The 22337-nt window shown below is 70.1% G+C and carries 16 protein-coding genes; 8 read left to right on the top strand and 8 right to left on the bottom strand.

Annotation, left to right across the window (positions count from 1 at the left end):
• Positions 1 to 72: 72 nt before the first annotated feature.
• A complete protein-coding gene (locus tag ACFWWR_RS03115; protein WP_383857103.1) occupies positions 73 to 612 on the top strand; it encodes a peptidoglycan-binding protein in 540 nt (179 codons plus the stop codon).
• Positions 613 to 645: 33 nt separating this feature from the next.
• Here the strand turns inward: ACFWWR_RS03115 and ACFWWR_RS03110 are convergent, their stop codons facing one another.
• The 8 genes from ACFWWR_RS03110 to ACFWWR_RS03075 all read right to left on the bottom strand — a co-directional run bounded on the left by ACFWWR_RS03110 (position 646) and on the right by ACFWWR_RS03075 (position 10286).
• Positions 646 to 1068, bottom strand: coding sequence for a helix-turn-helix domain-containing protein (locus ACFWWR_RS03110; protein WP_383857100.1), 423 nt, complete (start codon positions 1066 to 1068; stop codon positions 646 to 648).
• Between the two features lie 246 nt (positions 1069 to 1314).
• Entirely contained in the window at positions 1315 to 2370 is a 1056-nt protein-coding gene (locus tag ACFWWR_RS03105; protein ID WP_383857097.1) for a LacI family DNA-binding transcriptional regulator, read from the bottom strand.
• Between the two features lie 188 nt (positions 2371 to 2558).
• Positions 2559 to 4142: a family 43 glycosylhydrolase gene (locus ACFWWR_RS03100; protein ID WP_384301660.1), complete on the bottom strand. Its 1584-nt coding sequence runs from the start codon at positions 4140 to 4142 to the stop codon at positions 2559 to 2561.
• A 22-nt stretch (positions 4143 to 4164) separates the two neighbouring features.
• Positions 4165 to 5079 carry a carbohydrate ABC transporter permease gene (locus ACFWWR_RS03095; RefSeq protein WP_383857092.1) on the bottom strand — a complete coding sequence of 305 codons (915 nt, stop codon included), beginning with the start codon at positions 5077 to 5079 and terminating at the stop codon, positions 4165 to 4167.
• A complete protein-coding gene (locus ACFWWR_RS03090) occupies positions 5079 to 5963 on the bottom strand; it encodes a carbohydrate ABC transporter permease (protein ID WP_383857089.1) in 885 nt (294 codons plus the stop codon). The genes ACFWWR_RS03095 and ACFWWR_RS03090 overlap by 1 nt, the downstream gene beginning before the upstream one ends.
• An 11-nt stretch (positions 5964 to 5974) precedes the next feature.
• Positions 5975 to 7306: an ABC transporter substrate-binding protein gene (locus ACFWWR_RS03085; protein ID WP_384301658.1), complete on the bottom strand. Its 1332-nt coding sequence runs from the start codon at positions 7304 to 7306 to the stop codon at positions 5975 to 5977.
• 390 nt (positions 7307 to 7696) lie between these two features.
• A complete protein-coding gene (locus ACFWWR_RS03080; RefSeq protein ID WP_383857083.1) occupies positions 7697 to 8785 on the bottom strand; it encodes a LacI family DNA-binding transcriptional regulator in 1089 nt (362 codons plus the stop codon).
• 487 nt (positions 8786 to 9272) lie between these two features.
• Positions 9273 to 10286, bottom strand: coding sequence for a hydroxyacid dehydrogenase (locus ACFWWR_RS03075; RefSeq protein ID WP_383857080.1), 1014 nt, complete (start codon positions 10284 to 10286; stop codon positions 9273 to 9275).
• A gap of 541 nt (positions 10287 to 10827) precedes the next feature.
• On the opposite strand from ACFWWR_RS03075, the gene ACFWWR_RS03070 reads away from it, so the two are divergent.
• The 7 genes from ACFWWR_RS03070 to ACFWWR_RS03040 all read left to right on the top strand — a co-directional run bounded on the left by ACFWWR_RS03070 (position 10828) and on the right by ACFWWR_RS03040 (position 22310).
• Entirely contained in the window at positions 10828 to 12177 is a 1350-nt protein-coding gene (locus tag ACFWWR_RS03070) for an extracellular solute-binding protein (RefSeq protein WP_383857078.1), read from the top strand.
• The gene (locus ACFWWR_RS03065; RefSeq protein WP_384301656.1) at positions 12174 to 13175 is read left to right on the top strand and encodes a carbohydrate ABC transporter permease; all 1002 of its coding nucleotides are present in this window, start codon (positions 12174 to 12176) and stop codon (positions 13173 to 13175) included. The genes ACFWWR_RS03070 and ACFWWR_RS03065 overlap by 4 nt, the downstream gene beginning before the upstream one ends.
• Complete coding sequence (locus ACFWWR_RS03060) at positions 13172 to 14044, top strand: carbohydrate ABC transporter permease (protein ID WP_383857072.1); 873 nt, start codon at positions 13172 to 13174, stop codon at positions 14042 to 14044. The genes ACFWWR_RS03065 and ACFWWR_RS03060 overlap by 4 nt, the downstream gene beginning before the upstream one ends.
• 43 nt (positions 14045 to 14087) lie before the next feature.
• Complete coding sequence (locus ACFWWR_RS03055; RefSeq protein ID WP_383857070.1) at positions 14088 to 15872, top strand: glycosyl hydrolase family 28 protein; 1785 nt, start codon at positions 14088 to 14090, stop codon at positions 15870 to 15872.
• A 17-nt stretch (positions 15873 to 15889) separates the two neighbouring features.
• Positions 15890 to 19237: an alginate lyase family protein gene (locus tag ACFWWR_RS03050; protein ID WP_383857068.1), complete on the top strand. Its 3348-nt coding sequence runs from the start codon at positions 15890 to 15892 to the stop codon at positions 19235 to 19237.
• 29 nt (positions 19238 to 19266) lie between these two features.
• Complete coding sequence (locus ACFWWR_RS03045; RefSeq protein WP_383857065.1) at positions 19267 to 20514, top strand: alginate lyase family protein; 1248 nt, start codon at positions 19267 to 19269, stop codon at positions 20512 to 20514.
• A 95-nt stretch (positions 20515 to 20609) separates the two neighbouring features.
• On the top strand, positions 20610 to 22310 hold the full coding sequence (locus ACFWWR_RS03040) for a carboxylesterase/lipase family protein (RefSeq protein ID WP_384301654.1): 1701 nt from the start codon (positions 20610 to 20612) through the stop codon (positions 22308 to 22310).
• Positions 22311 to 22337 lie beyond the last annotated feature (27 nt).

The raw sequence follows: 22337 nt of genomic DNA, 5'->3' as shown, positions 1-22337 counted from the left end.
TGTGTCGTGCCAAGCGAGGCGAGCCGCCCCAGGGGGAACCACGGGGGTCGGCGGTTCGGAAAGGAAGACCGTATGAGCAAGCGCAATCGGGCTGTGGCGATGGTGTCGGCCGCGTTGCTGGTCGCCGGGGGTGCCGTGACGGCCGTGGCGCCGGCGGCGAACGCCGCGGCCTACCACGGCGTCGACGGCAGCAGCTTCGTCCACGACGACTGGCAGGACGAGGAGAACCTCGGCGTCGACGACTACGCCCAGAGCAACGCCACGGCCCTGTGGGAGACCGTCCTGTGGGCGGACGGCGCCATGTACGAGGACGAGGACGGTGACTGGCACGCATTCACGAGGAACAAGATCGACGGCTCGTTCGGCCCGGAGACCGAGTCGGCCACCCAGTGGTGGCAGAACCACTACGGCATCCCGGAGGACGACGGCGTCGTCACCGACGACTGCTGGCAGTCCGCCCAGAACCGGCTCAACGGGCCCTCCGCGGGCGGCACCGTCCAGTACTGGGGCAGCGCCCGGACCGTCACCTTCAAGAGGGTCAGCGGCAAGTACCGGGTGAAGCTCAAGGGCACCGGATCCTGGAAGATCGCGTACTACGACAAGGTCGGCTGAGAGGGCCGAGCCCGGGGGCGGGTGGCCGTGGGGTCATCCGCTCCCCGAGGGCAGCGCCCACAGCAGTCCCGCCGTCAGCAGCACGATGACGGCGAACGCGACCAGCGCCGCCGTCCGCCAGCGCCGGTACTCGGCGCCGGGCGGCAGTGGCGCTGTGGTCTCCCACCGCACCGCGGGCGCCGGCGCGCCGCGCGGCCAGGTCGGGTCGGCCAGCTCCCACAACGCCAGCAGCCGCGCCTGATCCGCTCCCGCGACCCGGCACAGCGCCTGGACCGCCCCCCTGGGCGGCTGCTTGACCCCGCTGAGATACCGCTGCCAGGACGACTTGCTGTACGCAGTCCGCAGGGCCAGTTCGGCCAGGCTCAGGCCCGTACGGTCCTTCAGCGCGCGCAGTTGCTCGACCAGGTGCCGTGCCTCCCTGGGCAGCGCATCCGGCAGCGGCCGCCAGCGTGTCATGGTCGCCCCCCAAGTGCTCGCCGCCGCCCCGCCCCCGAGCGTCGGCGCCCCTCCCCGCCGCATCCTTCGACGCCCCGCCGACCCGGCCAGTTCCCTCCCTCCGTATATGAGCAAAAGTGAGCGAATCCGGCGGTGGGTGGCTCATGCAGGCGTCCGGGACGACGTGGGCCCGTAAGACCACGACGGCCGCGGTCCAGCGCAGGACGGTGAGGTGCGGCTACCGCGGAGACACCGGGAGCAGGTCGGTCATGCGCTGGTCCGGGCGCGCGGCGGGGCCGTGCTCGACCGCTCCACCAACCGCGTGGACAGTTCCGTACGGGTACTCTCCGGCCGGTCCCCGTCCATCATCCGCACGAGAAGCCGCAGTGCCGTCGCCGCCATCTCGGAGAGCGGCTGGCGGACCGTGGTGAGGGCCGGGGTGAGCCACCGGGCCTCGGGCAGGTCGTCGAAGCCGACGACGCTCATGTCGTCCGGCACGCTCAACTCCCGTTCGGCCAGCGCCTCGTACACCCCGAGGGCCATCCGGTCGGAGCAGACGAAGACGGCCGTGGGCGGCTCGGGCAGGTCGAGGAGTTCCCGCATCCGGCGGTGGGCGACGCTCTCGTCGAAGCCGGCGTGACGGACGTACTCGGGACGCTGCCGCACCCCCGCCGCGGCGAGCGCCGAGCGGTAGCCGGCGACCCGCGCGCTGCTGCACATCTTGCGCTGGTGGCCGGCGACGACGGCGATGCGCTCGTGGCCGAGCGCCAGCAGGTGTTCGGTCGCCGTCACCCCGCCGTGCCAGTTCGCCGCGCCCACCGACACCACGCCGGGCGGCGGTTCGAGGACCGGGTCGATCATCACGTACGGGATGCGGTGCTGGTCCAGCCACGCGTACTGGGAGTCGCTCAGCTCGGCCAGGTTGAACAGCACCCCCGACGAGCCGCGGGCGATGAGCTTGTCGAGCCAGCCGCGTTCCGGACGGCCGCCGCGGGTCCTGTTCAGGCCGGCCGACACCACCACCTCGAGACCCACGTCGTGGGCCGCCGCCTCCACCCCGTGCAGCACCGCCCCCGACCAGGAGCTCTCCAGCGAGTGCACGACCAGGTCGACCAGCCCCGACGCCTTCGCCGCGTCGAAGCGGGGTCTGCGGACGTAACCGAGCCGGTCCAGCGCCTCCGTGACCCGACGGCGGGTTTCGGGGGCGACGTCCTCCCGGCCGTTGACCACCTTGGACGCGGTGGGCACGGAGACCCCCGCTTCCCGGGCCACGACCGCAAGGGTCGGCCCGGCCGTCGTACCGGCGCTCTCGGTACGGACCATCGGGAACCACCTCTCCGGCCCGCCCGAGGGCCATGAAAAGTTTCGACAGCGCTGCTTCCGCGGTCGGGAGACCGAACGGATAGTAAGCGCTCTCTACCCTAGGTTCGCCACAGGACCTCGGGAAGGGGCCGGAGTTCGCAGGTCTTGGCGGGCCCCCACTTTCGAAACTCCGAACACCGGGCGGGCGGTTACCAGCAGATCAGGCGGAACCCGGTGAAGTCGGCCGTGAACGCCGCGTCGACCGGATCCACGGCATGGACGCCGGCCAGCGACCCGGTGAAACGCAACTTGGACCCGTGGTCGTCGGACAGCTTGCCGAAGTCCAACGGCGGCCCGACCGGTGTGCGCACCCCTTCCCTGAGGTACCAGAACCGCGCCTCGGCACCGTCGACCGTCACGCCGAGCGTGACCGGACCGGCCGCGTCGACCTCGACGACGGCGGCCTGCCGGGTGCCGCCCTCCTCACGCTCCACGAGGCTGAGCACCGTACGGCCGCCCCCCTGCCACTGCTGGCCGTGCTGTCCCTCGCCCTCGGGCTCCGCCCAGGTCAGGTCGAGGGCGAGATACGCCTCGGTGTTGTACCAGAGCACCAGACCGGCGGCCTGAGTGAAGGTGCGCGGCCGTGCCTCGACGGTGACCTCGGCCTCCGCGCGGTGCTCGATGATCCGCTGGGCCAGCAGACTGTGCGCCCACCACGACTCCGGACCGTGCCGGCCACGCAGCCGGATCCACCCGGGGCGGGCACCGGTGTCGGCCCAGGACGGGTCGGCGGGGGCCCGCAGGGTGCTCCACGGCCAGCCCAACGGCTCCTCGGAATCGGACGCTCCAAGCTCCTGCCGCTTCGTCGGTACGTCGACCTCGACCGCCGGATGCCAGCCACCGTGCCGGAGCCTGGGCCAGCCCTCCTCGTCCCAGGTCAGCGGCTGGATCGCGGTCTCCCGGCCGAGCGTGCAGCGCGGGCCGTCCGGCGTCTGGACCGGGCGGGCCGTGAGGTGGCTCATGACCCACTCGCCGTCCGGTGTCTCCACCAGCTCCGCGTGCCCGGCCTTCTGCAACGGCACCGAGGCGTCGTCGCGCGTGGTCAGCAGGGGCTGCCGATCCAGCTCGTACGGCCCGGTGATCGCGCGGCTGCGTGCCATCAGCACACCGTGCTCGACGCCCGTGCCGCCCTCCGCGAGCACCAGGTGGAACCAGCCGTCGCGGTGCAGCAGCTTCGGCCCCTCGATGAGCCGTTCGTGCTGGAGCAGCAGATGGGTGTCGCCGACGGGGTTCAGGGTCTCGCGGTCCAGCTCCGTCAGTACGATCCCGGCGAAGCGCCGGCCGCCCGGCCGGTGGTCGCTCTGCATGTTCAGCAGCCACAGCCGGCCCTCGTGGTGGAAGAGCGCGGGGTCGAAGCCGTGGCTCGCGATCCGGCGCGGCGCCGACCACTTCCCGCTCACGTCGGTGGCCGTGCAGACGTAGGTGTCCAGGTCGAAGTAGGGCGTGCCCACCGAGCGTACGACCGTGTAGACCATCCAGAAGCGCTCCCCGTCCCAGCTCAGCGACGGGGCCCAGATGCCGCCCGAGTCCGGGATCCCCGCGAGCGAGTCACCGGGGGCCGCGCCCCGCACATGTCCGGCGTACTGCCAGTGCGCGAGGTCCCGTGAGCGGTGGATCGGGATCGTCGGGAACCACTCGAAGGAACTCGTCGCCACGTAGTACCAGTCGCCCACCCGCACCAGGGACGGGTCCGGGGCGAAACCCCGGATGACGGGATTGTGCAGTCGGGTCACTTCGAAGCTCCCTGTGTCACGGTCACTTGAGGGCCCCCAGCGTCACGCCCGACCGCCAGTAGCGGCGCATCGCGACCATCATGATCGCCATCGGGACGATGGACAGCAGCGCGCCGGTCAGCACCAGGCTGGTCAGGTCGACGCCGGACTCCAGGCGCTTGCCGGACCAGTTGTACAGGCCCAGGTTGAGGGTCCAGTTCTCCTCGCCGCGCAGTACCGTCAGCGGCAGGAAGAAGGCGTTCCAGGTGTTCACGAAGGCCAGCAGGAACACCGTCGCGCCGCCGGTCGTCATCATCCGCAGCACGATGCTGAAGAAGATCCGCAGCTCACCGGCGCCGTCGATGCGGGCCGCCTCGAGGAGCTCGAAGGGGATGGTGGCCTCGGTGTACACCTTGGCGAGGTACACGCTGAACGGGTTGATCAGGCAGGGGATCAGCATCGCCCAGGGCGTGTCGACCAGGCCGATCTCCGAGAACAGCAGGTACAGCGGCAGGGTGAGCAGTGCGATCGGGATCAGGAACGAACCGACCACGCACGCGAACACCAGGCTGCGCCCGGGGAAGTCGAAGCGGGCCAGGCCGTAGCCCGTGGCGAGGGCGAGCAGCGTGCCGCCGAGGGAGCCGACACCCGCGTACAGGAACGAGTTGGCCGTCCAGCGCAGGAAGATGCCGTCCTCGTACGTGAACAGCTGATGCAGGTTGTCCCACAGGTGCCAGCCGGAGAACCACAGGCCGTTCGACTGGTACAGCCCCGTCCGGTCCTTGGTGGCGGCGACGATCAGCCACCACACCGGGAACAGGCTGTAGACGCTCGCCAGGGTCAGCCCGACCAGGAGGAAGCGCTGCCCGCCGCGACCGCGCGCGGCCGGGTCCGGCTCGGTGAAGCGGCGGACGGTGCGGGAGTTCGCCCGCTTCGTACCGTTGTCGGTCAGCAGCATCAGTCGGCCTCCTTCGAGGTGAGCCGGTAGAACAGGAAGGAGGCGACACCGAGGATCAGGGCGAGCAGCACCGACAGGGCGGCGGCGTAGTGGTAGTTGCCCGCGTTGAACGCCTGGTTGTAGATGATCATGATCGGGGTGAAGCTGTCGCTGACCGTCTGCGGAGTGACGTTCCTGAACAGCGCCGGCTCATTGAAGATCTGCAGCATCTGGATGACCGACAGCATGCCGGTCAGCACCAACGCACCCCGCACATAAGGGATCTTGATGCTCGTGGCGATCCGCCGCTCGGAGGCACCGTCCAGCCGCGCGGCCTCGAAGAGCTCGCGCGGCACGCCCTGGAGCGCCGAGTAGATGATCACCATGTTGTAGCCGATGCCGTGCCAGGTCAGCAGGTTGCCGATGGACGGCCACACCATCGAGGGTGCGAAGAAGTTCCAGTCGAGGCCGAACACCTCGCCCAGCGGCGTCAGCGGACCGACGTCCGGGCTGTACAGGTTGATCCACACGAGGGCGGCGACCACCCCGGGGATCATGTACGGCACCAGCAGTACGATCCGGAACCGGCTCGCCACCCGCGAGGTGACGGCGTCCAGGAACAGCGCCAGGACGAGGCTGATGACCAGCATCACCGGGATCTGCACGACGGCGAACAGCACCACCCGCAGTACGGATCCCATGAACGCCGAGTCGGTCAGGCCCTGTTGGTAGTTGTCGAGGCCGGCGAACTCCTCCGTCGAGCCGCCGAGCCCGAGCCCGGACTGCTGGACCCGGAAGAGGGACTGGTAGACGGCGTACCCGATCGGAATCAGGTACAGGAAGACGAAGCCGAGCTGGAAGGGCACCGTGAAGGCGGCACCCTTCCAGCGCAGGGAGCGAATCATCGTGGAATGCCTCAGCCCTTGACGCTGATACCGCGGGACTTCAGGTCCTTGACCGTCCACTCCTGCATGTGCGCCAGGAGGTCGGTGACCTTCTCCTCCTTGTTGACCACCTTCGCCCAGCCGCTCTGCATCTCGGTGAACATCGCGGTCCAGTTCGGGCCGTAGACCCAGTCGGTGGTGATGGTGCCGAGGCTGTCGGTGACGGTCTTCTTGGCCGGCTCGTAGTTCGTGCCGAGCAGCTTCTCGGAGATCGCGTCACCGACGTAGGTGTCGCTGTCCTTCAGGGCCGGCATCACGCCGTTGCCGGTCTCCGGGCTCGCCATCGTCTTCACCGCGTCGGTGTTCGTCGACATCCACAGCGCCGCCTCGGCGGCCTGCTCCTGGTGCGCACAGCCCTTGGTCACCAGCGTCACGCTGCCGGTCAGGTTCGTCCCGGCCGGGGTCTTGGCGGCCTCGCCGGTGAACGCCGGCCAGGGCGACAGGGCCCACTTGCCGAAGGACTTGGTGAAGTTCTGCACCATGCCGGCCATCTGCCAGGTGGAGATCTGCCGGGTCGCGGTGCCGCCGGTGTCGTAGTTGCGCTGCACGGCCGCGTAGTCGGCGAAGGACAGCTTGGAGTTGAGGTCGTTGTCGATGATCTCCTGGATCACCTTGGCGGCCCTCAGCGTGCCCGCGTCCTGGAAGTCCACCTTCCAGGAGTTGCCGTCGATCGCGTACCAGTGCGCCCCGGCCTGCATCGCCAGCACCTCCAGGGTGCTCGGGTCCTCACCGGCGTAGTTGGTGATCTTGACGCCGTGCTTCTTCAGCTCCTTGCCGGCGGCGATGAACTCGTCCCAGGTCGTCGGGGCCTTGAGGCCGTACTTCTCGAAGAGGTCGGTGCGGTAGATCGTGAAGTTCGGCGCGGAGCTGGTGGGAACGCCGTACATCTTTCCCTGCACCTGCGCGCTCGCCCACGAACCGGCGTTGAACTCGTCCTTGCTCGACTCGACGTACTTCGTGATGTCGGCGAGCGCGCCCTGCGATACCCAGCTCGTGACGTACTCGGCGGTGTTCTGCACCAGGCACGGTGCGTTGTCGGCCTTGACCGCGTTGGTCAGCTGCTTCTGCATGGTCAGCTGGTCGGTGACCTTGGTGTACTTGAGCTTGATGTCCTTGTGCGAGGCGTTGAACGCCTTCACGACGGCCTCCTGGCCGTTCGCCCAGCCCCAGAAGGGGAGGGTGACCGGGCCGGACGACTTGGCGTCACCGGAGTCCGATCCGCCGCAGGCGGAGAGCAGACCTGTCAACGCGAGTCCCGCCACGGCTGCGCGGGCGAACCTTCTCCGGGGGCTGGTGAAGTTCATCTGACCGTGTTCCTTCGAAAAGTAGGGCGACTCGGAGGGGAGAGAACGGCGCCTCGATGTCGGCCGGGAACGGCGGCCGGAAACCATCGGCTCGCGGTTGCGGGGGGTCGGCCAAGCGGAAGCTGTAGTAAGCGGTTGCTGGGACCGTAGGACGGCGGTCCTGCCGATAGCAAGAGGTGCGCGGCAATTTGTTACGCCGGTTTGTCCCTGGCGTTATGTGCGGCGTGCGTCGGACGCAGCCGCCCGACCTCGGAACATTGCAGGTCAGACGCACTGCGGCCGAGATCCGGACGGAGCGCGTCCCGCGCCCCTCACGCCCCCGGACCCCTGTCAAAAACTTCGGGAAAACGTTTACGAAACGATCTGTCGAAGCAGACCTGAAGAGAGGTGTTACCGGCCCCGGGCAGGCGGCCGCACCGAGTTCCGTACGACCACATGGGTGCCCAGCACCAGATGGTCGCCGTCACTGCCCTTGCGGCGGCCTCCACCACCCTCACGCCGGTCGGCGACCGCGCGCAGGGCGACCCGGCCCATCTCCTCGTACGGCACGTGCACGGTGGTGAGCTGAGGGGTGAGCTGGGACGCCAGCGGGATGTCGTCGTAGCCGACGATCGAGACGTCCTCCGGCACCCTGAGACCGGCCGCGCGCAGCGCCTGCATCGCACCCGCGGCGACCACGTCCGTCCCGGCCAGCACCGCGGTGAAGTCCAGCCCGTCGCGCAGACTGTCCTCGACGGCCTCGTACCCGTGCTCGTAGTCGTACGGCCCGTGCCGCACCATGTCCGGGTCGAACGCCACGCCGTACGCCTCGAAGGCACGCTGCGCGCCCCTCGACCGGCCCTGCGCGGTGGTCAGCTCGGCATGACCCGGCAGCACCAGGACCCTGCGGTGGCCGGCCGACAGCAGATGGCTGGCCATGGCATAGGCGCCGCCCTCGTTGTCGTAGTCGACGGTGGTGGCCGGCACGTCGCCCTCCAGGGGCGGCCTGCCCACCAGGACCAGGTGGGAGCCGGCCGCGTCCAGGGAGCGGGCGAAGCGGGCCATGCGCAGCTGGTACTCGTCGTAGTCGTACGCCCCGCCGAGCAGCACCACCGCGGCGACACCCTGCTGGCGCATGAGGTTGACCAGGGCGAGTTCCCGCTCGGGGTCGTCGCCGGTCGTCCCCACCAGGGACAGCCAGCCGCGCAGGGTGGCGGCCCCCTCGACACCCTTGGCCACGTGGGCGAAGGCGGCGCCGGTGATGTTGTTGATGAGGATCGCGACCGTCGGCGTACCGCCCCCGGCGAGGGAGCGGGCGTGCGCGTTGGTGACGTAGTCCAGGTCCCCGACCACCTTCATCACCCGGCGGCGCAGCTCCTCCGAGACCGGGTAGTTGCCCGACAGCACGCGCGACACGCTCGCGACGGAGACGCCCGCCTGCTCCGCGACGTCGCGAATGGTGGCCCGTCCGGCGTCACCGGCCGCCTTGCGCTGACTCACCGTTGCGGCTCCTTCATCGTTGCGACTGCTTCGTCGGACGACCGGAAGCCCGGTTCCCGGGCGGAGGGTCGGGGGCCGGCTCGACGCCGGTGCGGAAACCGTATCCCATGGTTTCCGCGGGGTGTGGAGAGCCGGTTTTCGCCGGTGCGGGGAGCTGGTGACTGCGGGGCGGGTAGAGCCGGTTTCCGTCCGGTGTGCAGCGCTGCTTTGCCGGGTGCCGTCAGTTTTCTGGGCGCCGGGCGTGTGGAGCCAATGACTGGCGAACGGCAGGAGCCCACCAAGGGCACTGGTACCACGCGCCGGCCGCGAGGGAGCCGAAGGGCGCGCCGGTGTCGAGACCTCATGGGGGTACCTCCCGCTCGAGCGAAGCCGAGAGTGGGGGAGCGCGGAGGCCCGAAGGGCTGAGCACGGTCGAGGTCTCGACACCGGCTTCGGCGCTCCGTAGGCGGCCGAGCCGTCCTGCTGCGGCCGAGCCGTCCGCCGCAGCTCACGCAACCCGGGCCAGGTCCGAGCGCCGCACCTCATGGGTGAGCGGCGCCCCCGCCACCAGCCGTTCCAGCTCCTCCACGACGATCCGCCCCAGTCTCTCCAGCTCGTTGCCGAGCGAGCCGGCGATGTGCGGGGTGAGGAAGACGTTGGGCAGTCGGTAGAGGGGGGAGCCGGCGGGCAGTGGTTCGGGTTCGGTGACGTCGAGGATGGCGTGCAGGCGGCCGGAGACGAGCTCGTCGGTGAGTGCGTCGGGGTCGATCAGTGCGCCGCGGGAGGTGTTGATGAGGATGCCGCCGTCCCTGATCAGGGCGAGCCGGCCGGCGTCGAGCATGCGGTAGGTCTCGGGGATGTCCGGGGCGTGCAGGGACACGATGTCGCTGTGCCGTAGCAGGTCCTCGAGCGACAGCAGTTCGGCGCCGAGGGCGGCGGCCTCGGCGGTGCTGACGTACGGGTCGTGCAGCAGGACCGAGAAGTCGAAGGGCCGTAGGAGTTCGAGGAGCCGGCGGCCGACCCGGGAGGCGCCGATGACGCCGATGCGGCGGCCGACGTTGCCGGTGTGCGCGGTCTCGGTGTGGGTCGGGTAGGTGTGGGTGGCGCGGAAGCGCTCGCGGTGGGTGAACGTGTCCTTCCCGGCGAGCAGGATCATCGCGAGGGTGTATTCCGCGACCGGCAGGGCGTTCGCGGTCACCGCGCTGGAGACGGTGATCCCGCGCTCCCACAGCGCGTCGCCGACCAGGGAGCGGACCGAGCCTGCGGCGTGCAGGACCGTGTGCAGCCGGGGTGCGGCGGCGAGGACGTCGGCGTCGAGGCGGGGGCAGCCCCAGCCGGTGATCAGTACCTCGGCGTGGGCCAGGGCCTGCGCCGACGTCGGATCGGTGAAGTCGCGCACGACGAGTGCGGGGTCGAGTCCGGCCGCCTGCGTCAGCCGTGCCGTGAGCGATGGGGGGAACAGCAGGGGGAGGTGTACCGGATCCATCGCGAAGACGGCCCTGGGTGGCTGCGGGCTGGGCATGTCTCTCCTGACGCACGGGGGTGGAAACTTTTTCAGAAAGCGTCTTCTACCGTAGATCTGGCGGCGACGGGCGGTCAATCGCCAGGACGGTGTGGCGGGGAACGCCTCGGCAGGTGTGGCTGGACCGGAGTGACCGGGGTGGCGCGAAATCGCTTACTGCGCCTGGGTGATGCCTTCCGACGCCTGCCGGGTGCCTGAGGTGCGCTTCAGGGAGACTTCTCGGCTCGGCGGCTCGGCAACCGGTTCCCTAGCTGATGCCGACCAGGAACTCGCCCTGTTCCCGATCGCCTTCGCAGATCAGGCCGCGTTCCCCAGTCGTGTTCGACCAGTCGGCCCGTGACGTCGAGGTTACACAGTCTTTTCGAAAGTTGGTCGAGACTCTTGACGTCGTTTCCGGACAGGAAGAAGCTCTGCCCCAACGTTGGACAACCGGTTGCCTAAACGGTTACCGCGATCTCTTGGTCGACCCTGGCGTTCCCCGGCCGATCCCTGGCCGGCCCCGGCCGAATCCCGAACGGACAGAGCAGGAGGTGGTGCGTTCATGCGCCCACATGCCGGTGCCCCCCTGAGCCGCCGCCGATTTCTCGCCCTCTCCGCGGGTGGCGCCGCGGCCGGCGCGGCTGCGCTCGGCGGCTGCGCCCTGCAGGTGTCCTCCGGGGTCGGCGGGGCGGGAGAGACCATCACCGTGATGGTCAACTCCGGTGACATCACCCCGGAGCAGGTGCGGCAGGCCAAGAAGGAGCTCGGCATCAAGATCGTCCTGGTGAAGTACGACATCACCAAGCTGATCGCGATGCTCACCAGCGGCAACCCGCCCGACCTGGTGCGCGGCGTCGGTGCCGTGGACCTGCCGTACTTCGCGGCGCGGGACGTGGCCGAGGAGCTGGACCCCTACTTCGCCCGGAGCGGCGTCCTCGAGCTGGACGACCTGGACCCCGTCAACGACCTGTGGCGCTACGACGGCCGGGTTCAGGGCAAGGGTCCGCGCTACGGCATGGCGAAGGACTTCTCCCAGGACTCCATGTACTGGTACAACACTTCGGCCTTCGACAAGGCCGGTGTCGACCACCCCCCGGAGACCGAACCGGTCACGTACGAGGAATGGCTGGACACCGCCAAGAGTCTCGTGCAGCGCAAGAGCGGCCAGACCACCGTCTTCGGCGGCAGCTACAGCGGCCTCACCCGGTCCACGCTCCTGGCGACCATGACGGCGTCCGCCGGAGGCAGCCTCTTCAACGACGACTTCTCCCGGGTCGACTTCACCACCCCCGAGGCCCGCAAGGCCCTGGCCTGGTACATCGACTACTGCAGGACCAGGGTCGGGCCGAGCCTCGTCCAGCCCGACCCCAATGGCTGGGACGGGCCCACCTACCAGGCCGGGCGGATGGCCATGTCGAACTCCGGCTACTGGCTGGGCGGCATGATCTACCCGGACAAGAAGCTCGCACAGGTGTCCAGTCTGGCGCCCGCCCCGCTCTTCGCGGGCGGCGTGCGAATCAGCGCCTGCCAGGGCGGAACCGGCCTGTGGATGCCGAGGAAGGCGAAGAACAAGGACGCCGCGTGGCGCGTCTTCGAATGGTTCTTCGGTGGGGAGCCCGCCAAGGCGCGCGCCGCCGGCGGCTGGGGCATCCCCACCCTGAAGTCGATGCGTTCTCTGATGCCGGCCCAGGAGGACTACCAGAAGCGGGTGCTGAAGGTGCAGGAGAACGAGCTGAAGCACTTCTCGGTGGTCTCCTTCACCCCTTACACCAGGGCGGACGCACTCGACGCCCTCTTCAACCAGATCGCCCCCGCCGCGATGAACGGCCAGATCTCCGTCGACACCCTCGCGGGACGCCTCAACTCGTCCGTCAACGAGCAGCTGAAGCGCGGTAAGGAGCAAGTGGGATGACGGTGAATCAGATCACGTCCACAGCCACGGGCCGACCCGATGCCGCCGCGAGCGCCGGTCGCGCGCCGGCCGCCGGCCGGCCGCGGATCACGATGACCGCGCGCAGGCACCGGGCGTTCTACATGTTCACCTCGCCCTGGATCATCGGGTTCCTGCTGCTGACCGTGGCGCCGATGGTGTACGCGCTGTGGCTGAGCTTCACCACGTTCGACGGCATCTCGCCCAACTGGAAGTACGTCGGACTCGGCAACTACCGCGAGCTGCTGAACGATCCGGTGACCTGGGACGCGCTCGGCCGCGCGGGTCTGTTCGCGGTGACCTCGGTGCCGCTGTCGATCACCGCGGGACTCGGGCTCGCCGTCCTGGTCAACCGGCCGATCAAGGCGCGCGGTCTGTTCCGCACCCTGCTCTATCTGCCCGCGGTGGTGCCGCCGGTGGGCGCGGGCCTCGCCTTCAAGCTTCTCTTCGACCAGAACTCCGGCGCTTCCAATGGTGTCCTGACCTTCTTCGGCTTCGACGCCGTCGGCTGGCTCGCCGACCCCTACGCCCGCTACGTACTGCTGATGACGGTGCTCTGGGCGGCCGGAAACGTCATGATCATCTCGCTGGCCGGGCTCCAGGACGTACCCCGCGAACTCCACGAGGCGGCCCGCATCGACGGAGCCGGCACCTGGCGCACCTTCCGCAGCATCACCGTGCCGCTGCTGTCACCCGTCCTGCTCTTCCAGACGGTCACCGGGATGATCGCCTCGGTGCAGACCATCATGCCGCTGCTGCTGGCGCCCCTCGGCGACACGAGCGGCATCACCACGGTCCCGCAGTCCAACTACCTCTACATGATGCACGTGTTCGCGCAGTACTTCGCGCTCGGCCGTTACGGCTACGCCTCCGCGCTGCTGTGGGTGCTCTTCGTCCTGATCCTCGTCGTGACCGGACTCATCTTCAGGTTCACGTCCGGCGTGGTGTTCTACAACGTCGAACCGGAGGCGAAGAAGTGACCGCCACCAGCCTGCCGCCCAAGCCGTTCACGACCGACGTCCGCGTGCGGGTGCGCGCCAGGCGCCTCGTCCTCTACACGGTCCTCGTCTCCGTCACCGGGCTGTTCCTCGGCCCCTTCGGCTGGCTGATCCTCTCCGGCCTGAAGACCCAGGGGGAACTGGCGGCCTCGCCCGTGCACTGGCTGCCCGACGTCTTCCAGTGGCACAACTTCGCCGACGCCTTCCACCAGATCGACTTCCTCGGCTACGCCCGCAACTCCCTGATCATCGCCCTCCTCTACGCCACGCTCGTCACCCTCAGCTCGGCCTGGGTCGGCTTCGGCTTCGCCCGGCTGGACGCGCCCGGGAAGAAGGTGCTGTTCGGTGTCCTGCTCGGCTCGATGATGCTGCCGCAGATGGTCACCCTGCTGCCGACCTACCTGATCTTCGCCAAGGTCGGCATGGTCAACACGTACTGGCCGTGGGTGCTGTGGGGCCTGTCCGCGGCGCCGTATCTGGTCTTCCTCTTCCGGCAGTTCTTCGCGGGCATGCCGCGCGAGCTGGAGGAGGCCGCGATCGTCGACGGCTGCGGTTACGCGTCGGTCTTCTGGCGGATCTTCCTGCCGCAGTCCTGGCCCGTGCTGTCCGCGAGCTTCATCATCGCCTTCACCTGGAGCTGGGGCGACTACATCGCCCCGCAGCTGCTGCTGTCCACCGACCGCACCACGCTCGCCGTCGCGGTGATGACCGCCTACGTCAACGAGGGCGGTACGCCCGTCCCCGAGCTCCAGGCCGCGGCCTCCGTGATGTACGTGGTGCCGATTCTGCTGATCTTCCTCATCGCCCAGCGGGGCTTCGTCGCCGGGATGTCCACCACCGGACTCAAGTGACCTTCCGTATCTCTCATCCCTCCCCTTACTGAAGGACTGCTCCATGAACGAGACCCAGAGCACCGGCCTGTCCCGGCGCACCGTTCTCCAGGCCGCGGGTGCCACCGTCGCCGCGTACTCACTGATCGGAGCCGCCGCCGGCGCCGCGAGAGCGGCGGACGCACCCGCGTCCACCGACAAGCTGGTGGTGTACCCGATCCCGAGCGGGGTCCCGACCAACTCGAGCTACACCGTCAAGGCCCGAACGCCGGGCGGCGAATGGCAGACCGTGCCCGTCTACCGCGCCAGGGCGAAGCAGATCGACGCGAACACGGGCAGCGGCCCGGTCTTCAACTCCTCCGTCGCCACCTTCGACTTCAAGGGCACCGTCGAGGTCGCCGTCACCTCGTCCAAGGGCACCATCGGCACCGCGCGGATACGTCCCCTGTCCTACGGCACCCAGTTCACGGTGGACGGCGCCACGGTGAGCTTCACCCTCACCGAGCCGCGCAACCTCTCCGTCGAGGTCGACGGCGACCTCTTCAACAACCTGCAGCTGCACGCCAACCCCATCGAGACGAACGCGCCCGACCCCGACGACGAGGACGTCATCTACTTCGGCCCCGGCCTGCACAAGACCACCGACAACGTGGTGAAGGTGCCGAGCGGCAAGACGCTCTACCTGGCCGGCGGCGCGGTGCTGACCTCCCGGGTGGAGTTCCACGAGGTGGAGAACGCCCGGATCACCGGCCGCGGCGTGCTGTACAACACGGCGAACGGCATCCTCGTCGAGTACTCCGAGAACATCGAGATCGACGGCATCATGGTGCTCAACCCGAGCAGCGGCTACTCGGTCACCGTCGGCCAGTCGAAGCAGGTCACCATCCGCAACCTGCACTCCTACAGCCACGGCCAGTGGGGCGACGGCATCGACGTCTTCTCCAGCGAGGACGTCCTCATCGACGGCGTCTGGATGCGCAACTCCGACGACTGCATCGCGATCTACGCCCACCGCTGGGAGTACTACGGCGACTGCCGCAACATCACCGTCCGCAACTCCACCCTCTGGGCGGACGTCGCGCACCCGGTCAACGTCGGCACGCACGGCAACACCGACAAGCCGGAGACCATCGAGAACCTCGTCTTCAGCGACATCGACATCCTCGACCACCGCGAACCGCAGATGGACTACCAGGGCTGCATCGCGCTCAACCCCGGTGACAGCAACCTGGTGCGCAACGTCCGCGCTCAGGACATCCGGGTGGAGGACTTCCGCTGGGGCCAGCTGATCAACATGCGGGTCATGTTCAACAAGTCGTACAACACCTCCGTCGGGCGGGGCATCGACGGGGTGTACATCCGGAACCTGACCTACAACGGGACGCACGCCAACCCGTCCGTCATGGTCGGCTACGACGCGGACCACGCCATCCAGAACGTCACCTTCCAGAACCTCGTCATCAACGGCAAGGCCATCGCCAACGGGATGAAGAAGCCCGGCTGGTACAAGTTCACCGACATGATGCCGGCGTACGCCAACGAGCACGTGCTGAACATGCGGTTCCTGAACTCCACCGAGGCCACGTCCACCGTCAAGCCCGAGCTCACCAGCCCGGACCAGGCGACGGCCACCAAGAACCAGGTGTTCAACCACCTGATCACGGCCACCGAACTGCCCACGTCGTTCAACGCCGACGGGCTGCCGAAGGGCCTGGACATCGACACCGCCACCGGTCTGATCTCGGGCACCGCCGAGGACAACGTCGGCTCCTTCACGGTCACCGTCTCGGCCACCAACAGCGTCGGCACCGCGACGCAGTCCCTCACCCTCACCGTCCAGCACGCGTGACGCGGCCCTTCCGAACCATGGAGTCACCCGTGCTTCCTCTCAGCCGACGGTCCTTCCTCGGCGCGGCAGGGCTCGTGGTCGCGGCCGGAGGCGGACTGCTGTCCGCCTCCGCCGCGGCGGCGTGGGCCCAGGACGACAAGGCCCCGCTCCGGACCTTCGCCCACCCCGGACTGCTGCACAGCGCCGCCGACCTGGCGCGCATGAAGGCAGCGGTCGCCGCGCGGGAGTCGCCCGTCCACGACGGTTTCCTGGCCTTCGCGGCGCACGCCCGGTCGAAGTCCACGTACGCCGTGCAGAACACCGGCCAGATCACCTCCTGGGGCCGTGGCCCCACGAACTTCCAGAACCAGGCCGTGGCCGACTCGGCCGCCGCCTACCAGAACGCCCTGATGTGGTGCGCCACCGGCAACCGCGCCCACGCCGACAAGGCCCGCGACATCCTCAACGCCTGGTCGGCCTCCCTGACCACGGTCACGGGAGCCGACGGACCACTGGGCGCGGGGCTCCAGGCCTTCAAGTTCGTCAACGCGGCCGAACTGCTGCGGCACACCGGCTACGACGGCTGGACGGACGAGGACATCGCCCGCTGCGAGCGGTCCTTCCTGGACGTCTGGTATCCGGCCGTGAGCGGATACATGCTGTACGCCAACGGCAACTGGGACCTGACGGCCCTTCAGACCATCCTGGCCATCGGCGTGTTCTGCGAGGAACCCACCCTCTTCGAGGACGCCCTGCGCTTCGCGGCGGCCGGTGCCGGCAACGGCAGCATCGGCCACCGCATCGTCACCGATGCCGGCCAGGGCCAGGAGAGCGGCCGCGACCAGGGCCACGAACAGCTCGCGGCAGGCCTGACCGGCGACATCGCCCAGGTCGCCTGGAACCAGGGCGTCGACCTGTGGGGCCACGACGACCACCGCATCCTCGCCAACTTCGAGTACGCCGCCCGCTACAACCTCGGCGGCGACGTCCCCTTCGTCCCCGACCTCGACCGGACCGGCAAGTACGTCAAGCAGACCGTCTCCGCGATCGGCCGCGGCAGCCTGCCCCCGATCTACGAGATGGCGTACGCGCACTACGCCGGCGTCCGTGGCCTCGACGCCCCCAACACCAAGGCGGCCGTCTTCCGCGGCACCGGCGGCACCCGCTTCGTCGAGGGCAGCAACGACGACCTGCCCAGCTGGGGCACCTTCGCCTACGCCGGAGCGACGGCCCCCGCGCCGACGGCGCCCACGGCACCGGCGGGCGTCACCGCGGCCGGCGACGGCAGGTCCGTCACCGTGAGCTGGCTGCCGTCCGCGGGGGCGACCACCTACACCGTCCGCCGGGCCACCGTCCCCAAGGGCCCGTACGAGGAGATCGCCACCGGCGTCGACAAACCGACGTACACGGACAGCGCGGTGCGCCCGGGACGCACGTACTGCTACACCGTGACGGCCGCCAACTCCCTGGGTGCCAGCGGGGATTCCGCTCCCGTCGCCGCCACGGCCGGGCTCCCCGAGCCCTGGTCGACCCAGGACCTCGGGGACGTGAAGATCCCTGGCTCCGCCGCCTTCGACGGCGAGCGGTTCGTGCTGGAGGCGTCCGGCACCGCCGACACCTACCGCCTGGTCCATCTGCCGCTGCCCGGCGACGGCACGGTCACCGCGCGGATCGTGTGGCCGCTCAGCTCCCAGTACTCCAAGATCGGCGTCAGCCTCCGGGCCTCCCTCGACGCGGACGCGGCGCACGCCGCCATGCTCATCCAGGGGCTGCCGCTGCACACCTGGAGCGGGGTGTGGAGCGTACGGCCGTCCGCCGGGGCCGACGTCTCCGGCACCGGCAGCACCCCCGTGCCGCCCTCCCAGCAGCAGACGATCACCACGTCCGCCGCCTTCCCGATCTCCAGCCTCGGCTCCCTTCCCGAGTCGGCGACCCCGCTGGAGGCGCCGTACGTGGAGGGCGCGGGCGACGGCTACCGACTGCGCGCGCCCTACTGGGTGCGGCTGACCCGCAAGGGCCGGTGGTGTACCGGAGCGATCTCGCCGGACGGCATACGGTGGACAGAAGTCGGTCGGACCCAGGTCGACGGTATGCCGCATATTGCATACGCGGGCCTCGTCCTCACCTCCTGCCTCGGCGTCGACGAGGCGTGGGCCGAGACCGGCACCGGCGCCTTCGACAACGTCAGCGTGACCTCCGCCTCGGGCGAGCTGTGGTCCGTGCCCCGGCCGGCCCGCGCGGCCGACGACCTGCGGGCCGCCTCCGGAGCCGACGCCGTCCGGCTGGCCTGGACCGACCCCGACCTGTCCGCCCGCTACAAGGTGCTGCGCGCCACCGACCCCGACGGCCCGTACGTGACCATCGCGACCGGCATCGGCCCGGTCGGGTCCGGCACCCGCATCCGGTACGCGGACGCGACCGGCACGCCCGGGACGACGTACCACTACGCCGTCGCGAAGACCAACACCGCCGGACGCGGCCCGCTGTCGGCATCCGCCGCCGCGCGGATGCCGGCACCCACCGTGCCCCAAATCACCTCCGCCACAACGGCGTTCGCGAACAAGGGTGACGCCTTCCGGTATCTGCTGCGCGGCTCGCACGAGCCCGTCCGGTTCGCCGCGAGCGGCCTGCCCGACGGCCTCCGCGTCGACAAGCGCACCGGCCTGATCTCGGGAACCCCCACCGAGACCGGCGAGTTCACGGTCACGACCGCCGTGGGCAACGCGGCCGGGGACGGCACCGGCACGCTCACCCTCACGGTCGGCACACCCCCGCCCGCCCCCTGGACGTACGGCGATCTCGGTGACGTGGTCCTCGACGACCGCGCCTTCGGGACGCTGGGCGTGGTCGCCATCCGTACCCCTGGCAGCACCGCCCACGAGGACGGGACCTTCGTGGTGCGGGGCGCGGGGACCGACCTCACCGTGAACAACCAGGGAATGACGGGCCAGTTCGTACGGCGGCCCGTCACCGGCGACTGCGAGGTCACCGCCCGGCTGGTCTCCCGCACCGGAGCCACCGCCGACCGGGTCGGACTGCTGATGGCCAAGTCGCTGTCGCCTTTCGACCAGGCGGCCGGGGCGATCGTCACCGGCGGGACCACCGCACAGCTCATGCTCCGCAAGACGGTGGCGGGCGCCTCCGCCTTCTCCGGCAACGCCACCGTCACCCCCCTTCAGCTCCCCCTGCTGCGGCTGAGGCGCACCGGGACCGCCTTCACCGCAGCCGTCTCCACCGATGACGGCACCACCTGGACCGCCCTCGCCTCCGGCGAGGTCCCCGGCTTCGGTGACGCCCCCTACTACGTGGGTCTCGTGGTCTGCTCCCGCAGCCCGCTCGCCCTCGGCACAGCGCAGTTCCAAGGGGTGAGCATCACGCCCCTCTAGATCCCCCCACGGATTGGAGATGCACCGCAATGAGCCGCACATCCCCCCACCGGCACCTCCCGCACACCGAGCTCAGCCGCCGCGGTCTGTTCAGGACCGCCGGCGGACTCACCGCCGCTCTCGCCCTGGGCTCCGCGTTCGCCGCCACCACGGCGAACGCGGCGCCCGCGGCCTTCACCCACCCCGGCATGCTGCACAACGCCGGCGACATCAACCGCGCCAAGGTCAGGGTCGCCGCGGGCGACGACCCCTGGCTGTCCGGCTGGAACAAGCTGACCGCCAACTCCCACTCCCAGTCGACCTGGACCCCCCGGGCGACGGCGACGATCATCCGCGGAGGCACCGGCGAGAACTACGGCCTCCTCTACAACGACATCGCCGCCGCCTACCAGAACGCGCTGCGCTGGCAGGTCGGCGGCACCGAGGCCAACGCCCAGTGCGCCGCCCGGATCCTCAACGCCTGGGCGACGACTCTCACGACCGTCACCGGCAACGCCGACCGGTTCCTCGCCGCCGGAATCTACGGCTGGCAGTTCGCCAACGCGGCCGAACTCATGCGGGGCTACTCCGCCTTCGACCTCGGCGCCTTCCAGGAGATGATGACCAAGGTCTTCTACCCGCTCAACAACCAGTTCCTGACCGGCCACAACGACGCCTGCATCACCAACTACTGGGCCAACTGGGACCTGTGCAACATGGCCTCGATCCTGGCCATCGGGATCCTCAACAACGACGGGGCCAAGTACGACCAGGCCGTCACGTACTTCAAGTCCGGCGCGGGCAACGGCTCCCTCGCCCACGCCGTGCCGTACCTGTACACCGACGCGGACGGCTACGCGCTGGGCCAGTGGCAGGAGTCCGGCCGCGACCAGGGCCACACCGTCATGGGCATGGGTCAGATGGGCGCCATCTGCGAGATGGCGTGGAACCAGGGCGAGGACCTCTACTCGTACGACGGCCGCCGCTTCATGAAGGGCGCCCAGTACGTCGCCAAGTACAACCTCGGCAGCGACGTGCCCTTCACCACCTACACCTGGGGCACCGGCCAGAGCTGCGCCCAGCAGTCGCAGACGGTCATCTCCTCGGCCTCCCGCGGCCAGGTGCGCCCGGTGTGGGCCATGCTCCACTACCACTACAACCGGCGCGTCTCCCTGGACGACAAGTACATCTCCCAGATGTGCTTCTCGGTCGCCCCCGAGGGCGGGGGAGGTGACTACGGCACCACCAGCGGCGGCTTCGACCAGCTCGGCTTCGGCACCCTGATGTACGCCAAATAGCCGCAGAACCGTGCTCGTGCACCGGAATACCGGGCCACCATGGGGTGCTCTGTTCTTCACGGTGCACGAGCGCGGCGCGGGAGGCTGGTGGGCGCATGACGGCGGCAGACCAGGCAGACCAGGCGGACCAGGCGGACGAGGCGGACCGGACGAACCGGGACCCGGTGGTCAGGACGCCGTACGGGGCCGTACGCGGCCGGTACGAACGAGGTGTCGCGGTGTTCCGGGGCATCCCGTACGCGGCCCCGCCCTTCGGACCGCGCCGGTTCCGGCCCCCCGAGCCGCCCGAACCCTGGCAGGGTGTGCGCGACGCGGGCGGCTTCGGGCCGACGGCGCCGAAACCGCCGTACTCGGAGGCCTTCGCGCAGTACCTGTCCGACCCGGTCGTGCCCGGCGACGACTGCCTCAACCTGAACGTCTGGACACCGGAGCCGGGCCCCGGTGCCCGGCTCCCGGTCATCGTGTGGCTGCACGGCGGCGCTCTCACCAGGGGGTCCTCGGCCGTGCCCGTGTACGACGGGGGCACCTTCGCCCGCGACGGGATCGTTTTCGTCTCCGTCAACTACCGGCTCGGCGTGGAGGGCTACGGCCTGTTCCCGGACGTCCCCGCCAACGCCGGCCTGCGCGACCAGCTCGCCGCACTGAATTGGGTGCGCGAGTCGGTCGCGGCCTTCGGCGGCGACCCCGACCGGGTGACCCTGGCCGGCCAGTCCGCCGGGGCGATCAGCGCCGGCGCCCTGCTGGCCGCCCCGCAGGCACAGGGCCTGGTCCGGCGCGCGGTCCTGCAGAGCGGGCCGCCCGAGGCGAGCGACCGGGACAAGGTGCGGCGGATGGTGCGCCGGATGGCGACCCGGCTGAAGATTCCCGCCACCGCCGCCGCCTTCGCCGAGGTCGACCGCGAGCTGCTGCTGCGCACCCAGGCCGAGGTCGGCAGACTCAGCAGTTCGGTGCTCGGCGGCCCCGCCTTCGGGATCGTCGTCGACGGCGACCTCGTCCCGCGCGACCCGCTGGAGGCACTCACCGAGGGTGACGCGGCGGCGGGCGTCGACCTGATGACGGGCTGGACCCGCGACGAGTACCGGCTGTGGCTGGTGCCCGGCGGGCTCCTGGAACGCGTCGACCGGCTCGGCACGGTCGCGCTGGCCGGCGCCATGGCCCGCTGCCACTGCGGCCCGTACGTGCCCCGCGGCTATCGCGCCCTGCACCCCGAGTCCGGCACCGCCGAGATCGTCGGCCAGATGGTCACCGACCACGTGCTCCGCCTCCCGCTGCACCGCCTCGCCGACGCCCGCCCCGGGTCGACGTACGTGTACGAGTTCGCCTGGCCCTCCAACCTCCCGGGCCTCGGCGCCTGCCACGCCCTCGAACTCGGCTTCGTCTTCGACACCGGCCAGGTACCCGACTCCGCCAAGCTCGCCGGCTGGGGCACCCCGCGGGAACTGGCCGACGCGATGCACGGGGCGTGGGTGCGGTTCGCCGCCGAGGGCGACCCCGGCTGGCAGGGCTGGGACGCCTCGCACCCGGTGCGGATCTTCGGCGACGGGGAGCCGCACACGGCGTACGGCCCGCGGGATGGGGAGTTCGCCGTGTGGACGGCGGACGCGACCGCGCGGGCGGCCGCGGCGGACGAGCCGGGGGAGCCGGGGGAGCCGGGGGAGCTGAGGGAGGGGCTGCCCGGCGAGTCCGGTCTGCCCGCGCGGATCGCGGCGGCGCGCGGTACTACGGCCGCGCGCGGTGCGGAACTGCGGTCGGTGGTACGGCGGCTGCGCCTGCCCGGATCGGTGCGCCGCCCCTGACGGGCGGCACCGGCTCGGAACCGGGAA

The sequence above is a fragment of the Streptomyces sp. NPDC058678 genome, from assembly GCF_042714835.1.
Lineage (GTDB): Bacteria > Actinomycetota > Actinomycetes > Streptomycetales > Streptomycetaceae > Streptomyces.
Note: the sequence above shows the minus strand (reverse complement) of the source record. Positions and strands in the feature narration are given on the sequence as shown.

Excerpts from the sequence above, each read along its gene's own strand:
- ACFWWR_RS03075 (WP_383857080.1), bottom strand. The coding sequence starts at position 10,286 with ATGCCCAGCCCGCAGCCACCCAGGGCCGTCTTCGCGATGGATCCGGTA.
- ACFWWR_RS03040 (WP_384301654.1), top strand. The coding sequence starts at position 20,610 with ATGACGGCGGCAGACCAGGCAGACCAGGCGGACCAGGCGGACGAGGCG.
- ACFWWR_RS03110 (WP_383857100.1), bottom strand. The coding sequence starts at position 1,068 with ATGACACGCTGGCGGCCGCTGCCGGATGCGCTGCCCAGGGAGGCACGG.
- ACFWWR_RS03050 (WP_383857068.1), top strand. The coding sequence starts at position 15,890 with ATGGAGTCACCCGTGCTTCCTCTCAGCCGACGGTCCTTCCTCGGCGCG.
- ACFWWR_RS03105 (WP_383857097.1), bottom strand. The coding sequence starts at position 2,370 with ATGGTCCGTACCGAGAGCGCCGGTACGACGGCCGGGCCGACCCTTGCG.
- ACFWWR_RS03090 (WP_383857089.1), bottom strand. The coding sequence starts at position 5,963 with ATGATTCGCTCCCTGCGCTGGAAGGGTGCCGCCTTCACGGTGCCCTTC.
- ACFWWR_RS03070 (WP_383857078.1), top strand. The coding sequence starts at position 10,828 with ATGCGCCCACATGCCGGTGCCCCCCTGAGCCGCCGCCGATTTCTCGCC.
- ACFWWR_RS03095 (WP_383857092.1), bottom strand. The coding sequence starts at position 5,079 with ATGCTGCTGACCGACAACGGTACGAAGCGGGCGAACTCCCGCACCGTC.
- ACFWWR_RS03115 (WP_383857103.1), top strand. The coding sequence starts at position 73 with ATGAGCAAGCGCAATCGGGCTGTGGCGATGGTGTCGGCCGCGTTGCTG.
- ACFWWR_RS03065 (WP_384301656.1), top strand. The coding sequence starts at position 12,174 with ATGACGGTGAATCAGATCACGTCCACAGCCACGGGCCGACCCGATGCC.
- ACFWWR_RS03085 (WP_384301658.1), bottom strand. The coding sequence starts at position 7,306 with ATGAACTTCACCAGCCCCCGGAGAAGGTTCGCCCGCGCAGCCGTGGCG.
- ACFWWR_RS03055 (WP_383857070.1), top strand. The coding sequence starts at position 14,088 with ATGAACGAGACCCAGAGCACCGGCCTGTCCCGGCGCACCGTTCTCCAG.
- ACFWWR_RS03045 (WP_383857065.1), top strand. The coding sequence starts at position 19,267 with ATGAGCCGCACATCCCCCCACCGGCACCTCCCGCACACCGAGCTCAGC.